Annotated in this window: 4 protein-coding genes; all 4 read left to right on the top strand. The window is 70.2% G+C overall.

Going from position 1 to position 14,369, the window contains the following annotated elements; genetic code table 11:
• Positions 1-91 precede the first annotated feature (91 nt).
• From pglW to pglZ, 4 genes are read left to right on the top strand one after another with little or no spacing between them, the layout of a single operon-like run.
• Positions 92-4,405 (top strand): BREX system serine/threonine kinase PglW, encoded by a 4,314-nt coding sequence (gene pglW / locus H5397_RS11655; RefSeq protein WP_182817608.1) that lies wholly within the window; start codon positions 92-94, stop codon positions 4,403-4,405.
• Entirely contained in the window at positions 4,402-7,920 is a 3,519-nt protein-coding gene (pglX, locus tag H5397_RS11650; RefSeq protein WP_182817606.1) for a BREX-2 system adenine-specific DNA-methyltransferase PglX, read from the top strand. The genes pglW and pglX overlap by 4 nt, the downstream gene beginning before the upstream one ends.
• Positions 7,917-11,672: a phage resistance protein gene (locus H5397_RS11645; protein ID WP_182817604.1), complete on the top strand. Its 3,756-nt coding sequence runs from the start codon at positions 7,917-7,919 to the stop codon at positions 11,670-11,672. The genes pglX and H5397_RS11645 overlap by 4 nt, the downstream gene beginning before the upstream one ends.
• Positions 11,657-14,368 (top strand): BREX-2 system phosphatase PglZ, encoded by a 2,712-nt coding sequence (pglZ, locus tag H5397_RS11640; RefSeq protein WP_182817603.1) that lies wholly within the window; start codon positions 11,657-11,659, stop codon positions 14,366-14,368. The genes H5397_RS11645 and pglZ overlap by 16 nt, the downstream gene beginning before the upstream one ends.
• The last annotated feature ends 1 nt before the right edge of the window (position 14,369 follow it).

Raw genomic sequence — 14,369 nt, 5'->3', positions numbered from 1 at the left:
GCTGCCCTGCACATCTGAGCACAGGAGCCACGGGAAGGCGGCCCCACTGCCGTTAGGGTGGACTCAATTACCAGCGAAGGGAGGGACGAGCGTGGCAGACGCCCGTTGGGTCGAAGTCACCCCCTCCCAGTTCGCCTACGAAGCAGAAGGCCTTCGTGTCGTCCGCGACCTGCTCCCCAACGCAGCCCCCTACCGCGCGTGGAGCAACTTCGAGTTCCGCGACGCCCACGGAAACTGGGCCGAGGTCGACCTGCTCGTCCTGGCCCCCGACGGCCTGCACCTGCTCGAGTTGAAGTACTACTCCGGACGCCTCCGTGGCAACGACCAGACGTGGCTGCGCGACGGACGCCGCGCCGAGGACTCCCCGCTCATGCTCGCCAACCGCAAGGCCAAGCGCCTGCGGGGCAAGCTGATGGACGCCTATGACGAGTGGGCGCGCAACCGCAGGGGCCAAGGGCCCACCCCACCCGCCAGGGACGTCATCCCGTTCATCCACGCCGCCGTGTTCCTGCACCACCCGAGTCTGGTGTCCGAACTCCCCGACACGGCGAGCATTGACCTCTACGGCCTGCCCCGCCACGAGGACACGAGCAACATCGCCCCCATCACCGACCTCCTCGACCGCACTCCACGCCCCGGCACCACGATCCACGAGGCGGCCATCGCCAACCTCATGCAGCGCATCGGCGTACGCGCCCACGAGCGGACAGTCGGCTCCTACGTGCTCGACCCCCAACCCTTCGAGGACGGCCCCGGCTGGCAGGACTGGCTGGCCACCCACAAGCTCCTCACCACCCAGCGTCGCCGCATCAGGTTCCGGGTGCTACCCGAAGGCTCCACCGAGGACGCCCGCAAGCGCGTCAGGCTCGTCGCCGGCCACGAGATGCAGGTGATGCAGCGGCTCAGCCACGACGCGATCCTGCGCCCCGAGGACTTCGTCGACTCCGAGCTCGGCCCCGGCCTCATCTACCCCTACGACCCCAGCTGGCAGCGCCTCGACCTGTGGCTCAGCGAGCAACCCGCCGGGTTCGACTTCGATGCCCAGCTCGCGCTCATCCGCCAGCTCGCCGAGGCGCTGCAGTACGCCCACGGCAAGAACGTGGTGCACCGACGACTGAGGCCCCGGGCCGTCCTCGTCCGCACCAACCCCGACGGACGCCTCCAAGCGCGCCTCACGGACTGGCAGGGGGTCGGGCGCACCGACAGCGCCACTTCGACCCAGGCGCGCGGGCTCACCACCTTGGCAGACGCGGACGCCGCCGGCATCCTCGCCGACGACGCGTCAGGCGATCCGTTCTCCGCCCCCGAGGGCACGACCGGGGGTGTCCCTAACCGGCTGCGGCTCGATGTGTTCGGCCTGGGCGCCCTGGCGTTCTACCTCGTCACCGGCGGACAACCCCCCGCTGGCAGCCGCGCGGCTCTCATCGACCGGCTCCGCGACCAGGGCGGCCTCGACGTGTCGGTCGAGTTGCCGGCAGCTCCCCCGGCGCTCCGGGAAGCGATCCTGCATGCGACCAGCCCGCGCGTCTCGGAGCGTCTGCCCGACGTGGGTGCGTTCCTCGCCGCGCTCGAGGACGCCGCGGGTCCTGCTGTCGACGAGGTGACCGACCCGCTCGACGCCACCCCGGGCGCCATCCTGGGCGGACGCTTCACGCTGGTCCGCCGTCTGGGCGCCGGCTCCACCGCGGTGGGCCTGCTGGTGACGGACGGCGCCCGCCAGGACAGCAAGCCGGCCGTGTTGAAGGTGGCGCTGGACCACGCGGCCGCCCGCCGCCTCACCGACGAGGCCGAGGCCTTGGCCCGACTCTCCAGCCCCCGCATCGTCAAGCTGCTCGAGGGTCCCCTCGACGTGGGCGGACGCCGCGCCCTGCTCCTCGACAACGCCGGCACCGAAACCCTCGCCACCCACCTGGGCAACCGCGAGCGGCTCCCCCTGGACTGGCTCGAACGTTGGGGCACCGACCTGCTCGAGGCACTGGTCACCCTCGACAAGGCCGGCATCATGCACCGCGACATCAAGCCGGCCAACCTCGGCGTCCGCACCGACAAGAGCAACCGCTCGCAGCACCTGAGCCTGTACGACTTCTCCCTGACGCGAGCGGCGGCGTCCGACACCCAGGCAGGCACACCGCCCTACCTCGACCCGTTCCTCTCCCCCCGGCGTCCCTACGACGCCGCAGCGGAGCGCTACGCGGCGGCGGTCGTCCTGTTCGAGATGTCCACCGGGCACACGCCGGTGTATGGCGACGGGTTGTCCGACCCGCACGCCATCCCGGACGAGGCCACGGTCGACCCGGCCGACTTCGACCCCTCCGCACGGGCACGCCTGGTCGCCTTCTTCACCCGCGCCCTCGCCCGCGACGCGCAGGCGCGGCACGACACCGCCGACGCGATGTTGCTGGAGTGGCGGGCCTGCTTCCCCGAGAGCTCGGTGCCTCCGGTGGACGCCGACGCGCTCGCCGAGCAGGCGACCGCCGACACGCCGCTCGCGCAGTCCGGGCTGACCCCGCGCGCCATCTCCGCGGTCGAGCAGCTCAAGGTGACCACCGTCGGCGAGCTGGCCCAGGTGGACCTCGTCAAGCTCAACAACCTGTCCGGCGTGGCCCGGCCCACCAAGCAGGAGCTCACCGCCCGCAACCGCGTGTGGCGGTCGAAGTTCCAGACCAAGGCGGCATGGCGCCCCGATGAAACTCGGCCGCCGTTGCCGGACCCCTATGAGTCCGCCGACCTGCTGCTGGACGCCGCCCGCGGCTCCACCCCCACCGGACGCTCGGATCGAGCGGTGGCGCTGGCGTCCCTGCTGTTGGGCGTCACCGGCAAGCTGGACGCCAACGCATCCCAGGCCGAACTGGCTGCGGCGATCCGCCCGCCGGTCAGCCGCGGCCGGGTCAGCCAACTGCTCACCACCCTCCAGGACCGCTGGGCCGACGGTGCCGCCCTGCGCCTTCTCGACCAGCTAACCGATGCGGTCGACACTCGACTCACCGACCTCGGCGGGGTCGCCACCTTCGACGAGTTGGCCGAGCACCTCTTCACGCTGATGGTCGCCCGTCCCGAGCTGGCCTCCGGCAATGAGATGAGGCTCACCGAGGGGCTGTTGCGTTGCACCGTCGACCGCAAGGCCGCCCTCGAACGCGCCCAGGGCGCCGAGGATGGCGAGGAGACGGGCTGGTTCCTGCGCCGTCGCGACGGCCGCATGCTGGTCGCCCTCCGCCACGACCTGCTCGACGTCGCCGAGGCCCTCGGACACCGCGCGGACGCCCTCGTGGCCGAGGCCAACGTGTCCGGCACGAGTGAACTGGTCCCGGCCGCACGCGTCGCCGACCACCTGGGCCAAGTCCTCGTCGCCGCCGAGCAGGCCATGCCCGCGCGGGCCGCGTCCCCCTACGAAGGGCTCCGTGCCGGACGCCGGCTGGCCCACCTCGGCGCCCGGCTCGGCCACCTCGCTGGTGCGTCAGCCACCGGGGAGTTGCACCACCGCGACCTGCCCGCCCCGACGGCACTCCGGCTGGCGCTGGCCGCCATCGCCCCCGGACAGACCCACAAGGCCGAGTCGCTGGCCGAACGCGTCAAAGCCCGCTTCCCCGACCTCCCCGCGCTCCCCTCCCGGCCGGCCCTCGACGCGCTGGTCGCCGAATCGGGGCTCGCGCTGCGCTGGGACGAGGCCGCCAAGGCCTACGTGGCCCCCGGCGTCAGCGCCGGCCACACCACCGGACTCACCCGCACCGCCACCCACCTCACCACCCCCCTGGTGCTCGAGGGACCGGGCGCGATCGGCCAACGCCTGCTGGACAGCCGCGACCGCCGCTCCTTCGTCGCGCTCGGCGTGACGCCCCGCCGCCACGACGAACTCGTCGACGTGCTGCAAACCCGCTTCGACGCGGCCACGGTTGACCTGACCCACACGCTCATCGACGCCCTCCACGACACGGCCGCGGCAATCAACCTGCCCTGGTCGGAAGTCCTCGCCGCGGACGCCGGCGCCCCCGGCTCGCGGGCCCAGCAGGGACTGAACGCCCTCGTGCAGCGGTCGCTGCCCCGGGTGGCCGAGCTGATCGAATCCCGCATGGCTGAGCCGGTCGAAGCCCTTGCGATGGCTGACGAAGCCCACTCGGTGGCTGAGCTTGTCGAAGCCCGCCCCCTCGTGCTCACCGACGCCTCCCTGCTGGCCCGCCACGACGCGCTCGGCCTCCTCGCGCCGTGGATGGACCTGGCCACGCGCCGCGCCCGCGCGCTCTGGCTGGTCGTACCGCAACTGAACAGCAGCACCGGCCCGATGGTCGACGGACGCCCCCTGCACCTCACCGCCCCGAACCAGTTCGTGCCCGTCGCCGAGGACTGGATCCTCACCCAAAGCCGCAGCAACACCGCTGCCATCAGCACCCCCGAAAGTAGGAACGCGTGACCATCTCGGACACCCTCGTCGCCGACCTCAAGCAGCAGGTCCTCGCCCTGGAGGCCGACCTGCGCGAGCGCATCGAGCTGCACGAGTTCGCCGGCCCGTGGAAGCAGGAGCATGACGCCGCCACCCGCGGCGACCGGACCGCCGCCACCTACACCGCGTGGGCCGACGACCGCATCACCCAAGCCGCGGTCTCCTGGGTGCTCACCAGCGTCTTCGTCCGCTTCTGCGAGGACAACCGACTCCTCTCCCCCGTCTGGATCTCCGGGCCGCCCGAACGCCGCCAAGAAGCCCTCGACGCCCAGCTCGCCTACTTCCGCGCCCATCCCGAGCACACGGACCGCGAATGGCTGGAGCAGGCGTTCCAGCACCTGGCGAAGACCCCTGCCACCGCCGCGCTGGTCGACCGTCAGGCCATGCTGCACACCGTCTCCCCCTCCGGTCAGGCCGTCACCCGGCTCCTGGAGTTCTGGCGCCGCCGCGACGAGTCGGGCGGGCTGGTGCACGACTTCACCGAGCCTTACCTGGACACGCGCTTCCTGGGCGACCTGTACCAGGACCTGTCGGACCACGCGAAGAAGACCTACGCCCTGCTCCAGACTCCGGAGTTCGTCGAAGAGTTCATCCTCGACCGCACCCTGGAGCCCGCCCTCAACGACCGTCCCCTTGAGGGGTTCAAGATGATCGACCCCGCCTGCGGGTCCGGCCACTTCCTCCTCGGGGCCTTCCAGCGGCTGCTGAAGCGGTGGGACGCCGAGGCCCCCGCCCTCGGCCGGCGCGAACGCGTGCAGAAGGCGTTGGATGCCGTCTGGGGCGTCGACCTCAACCCCTTCGCCGTCGCCATCGCGATCTTCCGGCTCACCGTCGCCGCGCTACAGGCCGTCGGCGAGCGCTCGCTCGAACGGGGCTTGGGCTTCAGCATCAACGTGCTGGCGGGCGACTCGTTGTGGTTCAGCCACGAGCAGGACGCCCTCTTCACCACCAAGGACGACTTCGCCTACTCCACGGAGAACAAGGACGCCCTCGTCAGGGCCCTGACCCGCGGCCAATACGACGCGGTCGTGGCTAACCCTCCGTATGTGAATGTTTCGGACGCTCGGTTGCGGGCAGCATATAGACAGCGATATGTGCATGCGCGCGGCCGGTACGCACTCACGGTGCCGTTCATGGAACTCCTGTTCAAGCTCGCAAGGCAACACCGCAGTAGCCGCCCAAGAGGCTGGGTGGGCCAAATAACATCGAATTCATTTATGAAGCGTGAATTTGGCAAGTCCATAATCGAAGATTTCCTTAATCACCAAGAGCTACTTGAGGTGATCGACTCAGAAGGGGCTTGGATCCCCGGACACAACATGGATGGCACGCCGACCTGCATCCTTGTTGGCCTGCCCGGAACGCCTGAATCTTTTACGGTTCGCTCGATACTCAGCAAAGGACTGCGGGAGGCACGAGAGAATACCAACCCGGAAAGTCCGGGCTACTGGACGTCCATCAGGGAAGGCCTTGACGCACCCGGCTTCGAGAATAAGTGGATCAACACTCTTGACCTTCCCAGGGAGTTCTTCTCCAAGCACCCTTGGACCCTTTCTGGCGGTGGCGTTCTTGACGTACTTTCCGCAATCGAATCCAGTGGATCTTCCCGCCTGGCGCAACACGCGTACAGAATCGGGGTCTTTGGCATGACTATTGCGGATGAGGCGATGATCGTCGCCTCGTCTTCACCGAAGCGCCATTCACTTGAGCCATCGGCTACCGCTAGCATGGTGGCGGGAGACGACGTGCGGGACTACCGCATCGGCGCTGGCGAGCCCGTCTGGTTCCCCTACACGCCAAGCCATTCACTACTGCCTGTCGAGGACTTTCCCGCGTGGGAAGCTGTTCTTTGGCGGACACGGACAGCTTTATGGAATCGTCCAACATTTTCCGGAAAGAGCTACCGAGAAAGCGGCCGTCAGTATCACCAATGGCATCAGTTGCCACAAGACCTTGACGCACACCCTTGGTCGATCGCATTCGCCGAGGTCGCGACTCATAATCACTTCGCACTAGACCGCGACGGAAGAGTTTTCAACCGCTCTGCGCCAGTGATCAAACTTCCCGCCGAGGCTACCGAAGATGACCACTTGGAGCTTCTCAGCATCCTGAATTCATCCGTTTCAGCCTTCTGGCTTAAGCAGAAATGCAAGCCGAAGGGCGGTGCTTCCGCAATCGCTTGGCTACGAACCTATCAATTCAACTGCACAGTAGTGGGCGATTTGCCCATCCCCAAGCACATGCCGGGCGCGACTGCTCGCCGCTTGGATCGACTCACTCAAGAGCGTTCGGCGCTGGAAGCTTCTGCCGTGGCAGCATCAGCAATTCCTACAGGGAAACTGCTGCGCGCGACACGGGAGTCACAGGATTCACTTCGCGCCAGAATGGTGGCCCAGCAGGAGGAACTCGACTGGGCCGTCTACTCCTCTTTCGGACTGATCGACGAGGCGCTGACCTACGCCGGTCAACCACCTGAAGTGCAGCTGGGTGAGCGAGCCTTCGAGATCGTCTTGGCCCGCAAGCTCGCCGAGGGCGACGAGGACACGGCCTGGTTCGAACGCCAAGATTCGAGGCCGATCACCGACATCCCCGGCGACTGGCCGGCGGACTACCGCGACCTCGTCCAGCGGCGCATCGACGCGATCGAGTCCGACGCCGTCATCCGACTCCTCGAATCCCCGGAGTTCAAGCGCCGATGGGCGTCCGAACCTTTCGAGAAACAGGCCGAGCGCGCGCTGCGCGGTTGGCTGCTCGACCGGCTCGAGGACCGATCCCTCTGGTTCAGCACGCAAGGACACCCGACCCCACAGTCGGTGAGCCAGCTCGCCGACCGGCTGAGCCGGGACGCCGGGTTCGTGTCGGTGGTCGAGCTGTGGCGGAAGCGCCGCGACGTCGACCTCCCCCAAGCTCTCACCGACCTGCTCGACGCTGAGGCCGTCCCCTATCTCGCTGCCCTCCGCTTGAAGGACTCCGGGCTGCGGAAGTTCGCCGAGTGGCAGAGGATCTGGGCGCTCCAGCGGCGTGAGGACGCCGGGGAAACCGTCACCATTCCCGTCCCGCCGCAGTATGCCTCGGCTGACTCCCGCAAGACGTCCTACTGGTCGGCGCGCGGGAAGCTCGACGTCCCCAAGGAACGGTTCATCGCCTACCCCGGCGCCGGGCGCGAGACCGACCCGACCCCCCTGCTGGGCTGGGCGGGCTGGGACCACGCCCAGCAGTCCTTGGCGCTGGCCACGATCATCGCCACCCGCCAAGGCGAAGGAGCGTCCGACGAGGTGCTCACCCCGCTGGTGGCCGGTATGGCCGAGCTGCAGCCGTGGGTGGACCAGTGGCACGCTGACATCGACCCGGCGTTCGGCGTCAGCCCGGCCGCGTTCACGGAGGAGCAGCTCCGGGCCCACTCCCAGGAACTGGGCCTGACCCGCGACGATCTCGCGGCTTGGCGTCCGGCAGCCCCCACTCGCGGAAGGAAGGCGAAGGGATGAGCGCGTTGTTGCGTGACATCTTCACGATCCCCGAGGTGACCAGCAGCGCCGACTACGTGCTGCGGCTCACCGAGAGCGTCGACGAGGCCCACCTCGCGCGTACGCTCGATGACTACGTCGTCACCGAGGAGCTGAAGCGGTCGTTCGACGCCGCGCTGGCCGTGGTCGCGGACGCGATCGGCACGAACACGAGCCGGGGGGCGTTCCTGACGGGTTCGTTCGGTTCGGGGAAGAGCCACTTCATGGCCGTGTTGTACGCGCTGCTGCGCCAGCATCCGCGGGCCCGTGCGATCGAGGAGCTGGCCGAGCCGATCGCCCGGCACGACCCCGAGTTGCAGGGCCGCAGGATCCTGCCGCTGACGTTCCACATGCTTGGCGCCACGTCAATGGAGCAGGCCCTGTTCGACGGCTACCTGCGCCAGGTGCGCGAGCTGCACCCGGACGCCCCCCTGCCCGCCCTGCACCAGACGACCCGCCTGCTCGAGGACGCCGACGGCCTCCGCCGCCGGATGGGCGATGATGCCTTCTTCGCCGGGCTGAACGAGGGCTCCAGCGGCGGCGATGTCTGGGGGGCCCTGCTGGGTGACTCCGGCACCTGGGATGCCGCCGGCTACGAGGCCGCGCGTGCGGCGTCCCCCCACGACCAGCGGCGCGCCGAGCTGGTCACCGCCCTGCAGGAGCACTACTTCGCCGGCTACACCCGTCACGCCGCCTACGTCAGTCTGGACGAGGGGCTCACCGCAATGTCGGTGCACGCCCAGTCGCTGGGCTACGACGCAGTCGTGCTGTTCCTCGACGAGCTGGTGCTGTGGCTGGCGTTCCGCATCCGCGACACGGCCTTCTTCGGCACCGAGACGCAGAAGATCACCAAGCTCGTCGAGGGCGGGCAGGGCGGCCGGCGGATCCCCCTGGTGTCGTTCATCGCCCGCCAGATGGACCTGCGCCGTTGGTTGGCCGACTCCGGGGCGTCCGGCGCCGAGCAACAGGCGCTCGACCAGGCCTTCCGCTACCAGGAGGGCCGGTTCCGGCAGATCACCCTTGGCGACGACAACCTGCCCTACGTCGCGAACAAGCGGCTGCTGACGCCGAAGGACGCCGACGCCGCGGCCGCGATCGACCGGGCCTTCGCGAATCTGGACCGGCAGAAGGAGTCCTGGGACGTCCTGCTCGACGGGGTCAACACCGACGAGCGCCACCGGGGCGCGGACGCAGCGCAGTTCCGGCTCACCTACCCGTTCAGCCCCGCGTTGGTGTCGACCCTGCGTTCGCTCGCGGGCGTCATGCAGCGGGAGCGGACCGCGTTGAAGGTGATGCAGCAGATGCTCGTCGACCGGCGGGACGCGCTGACGATCGACGACGTCATCCCCGTCGGGGACGCCTTCGACCACCTGGTCACGGGTGCGGCGGGCGACCAGCCGCTGGATGAGGTCTCGGCCGCGTTGTTCCGATCCGCGAACACCCTGTACCGGGAACGGCTGCGGCCGGTGATCCTCAAGCTGTACGGCGTGACCAGCGCCGACGTGACCGCGGGCGAGGTCCCCGCCGGGTTGGAGCCCGACCTGCGGTTGGCCAAGACGCTGCTGCTCAGCGCCGTCGCGCCCAATGTGCCGGCCCTCAAGGGCCTCACGGCCAGCCGGCTCGCCTCGCTCAACCATGGGTCGATCCGCACGCTCCTGCCGGGCGGGGAGGCGTCCACCGTGTTGTCGAAGGTGCGCACCTGGGCCGGTCAGGTCCCGGAGATCCGGATCGAGTCCGACAGCCGGAACCCGCTGATCTCGGTGCAGCTCTCCGACGTCGACTACGAGTCGGTCGTGGAGGACGCCCGCAACAACGACAACGACGGACGCCGCCGCGACCTGGTCAAGCGGCTGGTCGCCGAGGCGTTCGGGGTTGGCGAGCTGGGCGCCCAGGACATGGACGGCGCCCACACCCACCGCGTCGTGTGGCGCGGCTCGGTGCGGGAGGTCGACCTGCTGTTCGGCAACGTCCGCGATGCGGGCTGGCTCGCCGAGGACCACTTCCGGGCCCGCCCGGGCACGTGGCGGTTCGTGATCGACCACCCGTTCGACGAGGCCGGCCACTCCGCGGCCGAGGACAGCGAACGGGTCAACGGGCTGAAGGCCCGCGGCTGGGACGAACGCACGATCATCTGGCTGCCGCGCTTCTTCTCCGAGGACCTGATGAAGGCCGTCAGCCGGCTGGTGATCCTCAACTACCTGCTCGAGGGCACCGGCGAGCGCTACGCGGCCCATGCCGCGCACTTGTCGGAGACCGGACGGGTGCAGGCAAAGGCGATCCTGCAGGCGCAACGCGACGCGCTCACCCACCGGGTGAAGGAGGCGATCCAAGTCGCCTACGACGTCGAATCCCCCACCCGGACCGGCGACGTCCTCACCGACGGGCACCCCGACGTGCTTACCTCACTGACGCCGGCCTTCGCGCCGCGCCCACCCGCCGGAGGGACCCTCAAGCAGGCCTACGAAGGCCTGGTCCGGGACGCCTTCGCCTCGACCTTCCCCGCCCACCCCGAGTTCACGCCAGGTGACCTCGAGGTCCGGCCCCGCGAACTCGCCGTCGTGGCAACCTGGGTCGACCGGGCTCTGGCCGACAAAGAACACCGCATCGCGCTCGACTCGGACGCCGGAACACTGCGCCGCATCGCCAACCCGCTCGGGGTGGGCAAGGCGACCGAGACGCACTTCCTGATGGGCGATGACTACTTCGGCCGCTGGGGTCCCGAGTTCGAGCGTCGCCTCGGTGCGCGGGAAGCCGATTCACGCGGCCCCGTGACCGTCGGCGAGGTTCGCGGCTGGATCAACGCCATCGAGCCGAAGCTCGGCCTGGCCCCGGAGGTGGCCGATCTGGTCATCGTCGCGTGGGCAGCCCTGCGGCAGCGGGCGTGGTATGCGCACGGCGCCGCGATCACCGCGCCTTCGCCGGGCAAGCTGGTCGACTCGATGGAACTCCGCGTCCAGCCCATGCCGGACGCCGCCACCTGGACGGCCGCCACCACACTGGGGGCGTCGATCTTCGGGGTGCCCGCGCCGGCGTACGTGACTCCGGCGGCCGTGGCGAACTTCTCGGCGGCGGTGAAAGAGGAGGCAAGCAAGCTCACCGGGCCCGCCCACAAGCTCGTCGAGGCCCTGAAGAACGCACGCGCCCGACTGCGAATGGACCCCGAGCCGCCGAGGGCTCCGGTTCCGAGCACCGAGGGCTCCGGTTCCGCCGCCGGACGCTGGTCCACGGCGTCCACGACTGCCGAGTTGTGTGACGCGCTGCGCGGCCTCAACGGGCTCCCCCTCATCGAGCGCCTCGCCGCAGCCGACCTGCCGCACCCCACGTCCGCGGGCCGCTCCTTGAGGAGCGCCGGCGAGGTCGCTGAGCGGTTGGCACGCCAGCCTTGGGATCGTTTCGACCCGCTGTTCGCCGTTGAAGGACTGTCGGGGACACGGGCTGACGGGGCGCGTGCCATCCTGACGCGACTGCGGGACGCCCTCGGGGACGACGAGTTCACCACCCCGATCGGCCCGGCCCTGAAGCACGCCGAGGACGACCTGTTCAGGTGGCTGGCGGAAGCCGCGCCCAAGCCCCAGCCGCCAGCCCCAGTCACGGATCCCCAGCCCGTCAAGGGTCGCTCCGGGCAGGCGACGATCCGACGCGGGACCGGAGTGCAGCGGGTATTCACCCAGCTCCAGGAGTACGTCGACGAGAACCCCGAGGCGGACATCGTCGTGGAATGGCGGATCGAGTGACCGCAGAGACCATTCCCGGCGCGGCGGTGACCCCGGCGATGGCGCGTGCCCTGATCGACCAGGCGCGCCACCGGCACGGCTACGCCACCGGCATCCTCGGCGTCCGGGCGCGGCCCGAGGTGACTCGCGAGGCGTCTTTCACCCACCGGGACCAGACGGTGCGGATCGTGCCGGCCGCGTCCGCGCTGGCCGTCCGCGAGGCCATCCGCGGCGGCGAACCGGACGGCTGGCTCGTGGTCGTCACCGACCGCAGCGACGCCGACCTCGGCGACGGGCTGCTCTCGCAGTTCACCTACCAGCAGATGCGCCACCCGGACGCCTGGCAGGCCCTCCAACAACGCTTCGGCGCGCACAGCGTCGACGCGCAACTGCTGCGCATGGACAAGACCCGCCAGGTGGCCACCGGCCTGCTCGAACTATCGCCACCCGACGGCTGGCCACCCGCCCCCGCCGGGGTGCTCACCCGTGAGCACGCCCTCGCCGCCGTGGCACGCACCGAGCTCGGACTGCCCGACGGACCCGTCGACCTCATCACCGTCCTGCAATGGTCCACGAACCCCGCCCTCCCCGGAACCATCGCCCGCCTCCGCGGCCGTGCCGGCGACGTGTCTGTGGACGCCGTCCTCGCCTGGGTGGCCGACGCCGCCGGCGAGGGGGCACCCTTCGTCGCCGCCCTGCTCCGGGCCGGGACGCCGACCGACCTCGTCCCGCTCGGCATCGTGCTCGACTGCCTGCTCAACGCCACCCCGCGCCAGGACGCCGACGTCGCGATCGCCCGGCTGCAGTACCGCTGGGGCGACGTGCCCCGTCCCGCCCTCGTCGCCGCCGGACGCCTCGCTGGCGTCGTCGTCTCCGGAATGCTCGGCGGACGCACCACCGAGGCCGACGCCAAGAGACTCATCGCCCGCGCTGACGACCTCATGGTCGAGGCCCAAGCCGTGCACCTCGCGTCCGGGTCCCGGCGGTTGCGCGCCGGGCTCTCCCTCCGCCTACGGGCGTTGGCCGAGGTACTGCGGCACGCGCCCGAGCTCGACGGATCCGCCCTCGAGACCGCCTGGTCCGCGGTGGCCGAGCACGAACTCGTCGATGATCCCCGCATCGCGCCCGCGGCCGCAGGCGTCCGCCTCGCCCGCTGGCTCGCCTCCCCAACGCCGAGGGCTCCGTTCTCGTCCGCCGAGGGCTCCGCGTCGCTGCACGACCTCACCGTCCGCCACCTGCACCAGGACGCCTGGGTGGATTCCGCGGTCAACGACGCCGAGCCCGGCGTGGACGACCACCCCCTGGCAGCCGCCTTGGAGCGGGTGCTGCAGGTGGTCCAGGAACGCCGGGACGCCCACGACACCGCGTTCGCGGCCGCCTTGGCCCGCGAGGGCACCGACGTGCGTAACGCCGGCGTCCTCACCTTGGAACGCGTCCTCCCGGAGGTGGTGCTGCCGCTCGCCCAGCGGTTCCCGACCCTGCTGCTCGTCCTCGACGGGATGAGCGCCGGGGTGGCCACCGAGATCCTCGCCCACGCCACCGCCGAACTCGAGTACGGCCTCATCGAGTGCCTGGTGCCCGGCGCATCCACTCGGACGCCGGCGCTCGCGGCCCTGCCCAGCGTCACCGAGGTCAGCCGCGCCTCCCTGCTGTCCGGGCGCCTGGTCAGCGGGCAGCAGGACGCCGAACGCCGCGGCTTCGCAGAGGTGGCCCGCAAGCTCGGTGAAGTCCGGCTGTTCCACAAGGGCGGACTCGACACCTCTCGCCAAGGCTTTGCGCTCTCCGAGGCGGCACGGCAGGCGATCGCCGACACCGAGCAGTACAGGCTCGTCGGCTGCGTGCTGAACACCATCGACGACGCCCTCGACCGCACCGACCCCGGCGGCACCGACTGGACCGCCGAGACCGTCAAGCACCTCGCCCCCCTGCTCCGCGCAGCACGGGCGTCCGGACGCCTCGTCGTGCTCACCAGCGACCACGGCCACGTCGTCGAACGTCGCCGCGGCAGCCAGCGCGGCGTCGGCCTCGGCGGCCGGTACCGGGCGGCGTCCGGACCCATCGAATCGGACGAGGTGCTCGTCGAGGGACCCCGGGTCCTGACCCCCGACCACCGGGCGGTGCTCGCGGTCAACGAACGCCTTCGCTACGGTCCGCTCAAGGCCGGCTACCACGGCGGTGCCGCTCCCGCTGAGGTCGTCGTGCCCGTCGCGCTGCTCGCACCCAGCACGCTCACCCACGACCTCGCCGCCGCGCCCGTCGCCGAACCGGCTTGGTGGGACCTGACCAGCATGGCCACCCCGGTCCTGGACGAGGTGCCGTGGGAACAGCCGGCGGTGCCGACACCCGTCACTCCCCCGGTCGCCCAGCCCGACCTGTTCGCCGAACCCGCACCCGCGGCGTCCGGTGGCGTGGGCGCAGCCCTGCTGGCCAGCGACACGTTCCGGACCCAGAAGAAGCTCGTCGCACGCCTCAACGTCACCGACCAGGAGATCGCGAAGCTCGTCGAAGCCCTGGCGTCCGCACAGGACCGGCGGCTGTCCGCCACGCGAGTCGCCATGCTGTTGGGCGTGCCCGCGAATCGTGTGCCCCTGGCCACGAGTCAGGTCGCGAAGCTGCTGAACGTCGAGGGCTACCCGGTGGTGTCGTCCGACCCGGCCACCCAAGCAGTCACATTGGACGCCGCGCTACTCACCGAGCAATACGGCGTCGTGTGGTGAT

Origin of the sequence: Propioniciclava sp. MC1683 (assembly GCF_014164675.1) — a bacterium.
GTDB lineage: Bacteria > Actinomycetota > Actinomycetes > Propionibacteriales > Propionibacteriaceae > Propioniciclava.
This window is presented reverse-complemented; position numbering and strand designations above follow the sequence as displayed.

Coding starts and splice junctions, on each gene's coding strand:
- pglZ (WP_182817603.1), top strand. CDS start 11,657: ATGGCGGATCGAGTGACCGCAGAGACCATTCCCGGCGCGGCGGTGACC.
- H5397_RS11645 (WP_182817604.1), top strand. CDS start 7,917: ATGAGCGCGTTGTTGCGTGACATCTTCACGATCCCCGAGGTGACCAGC.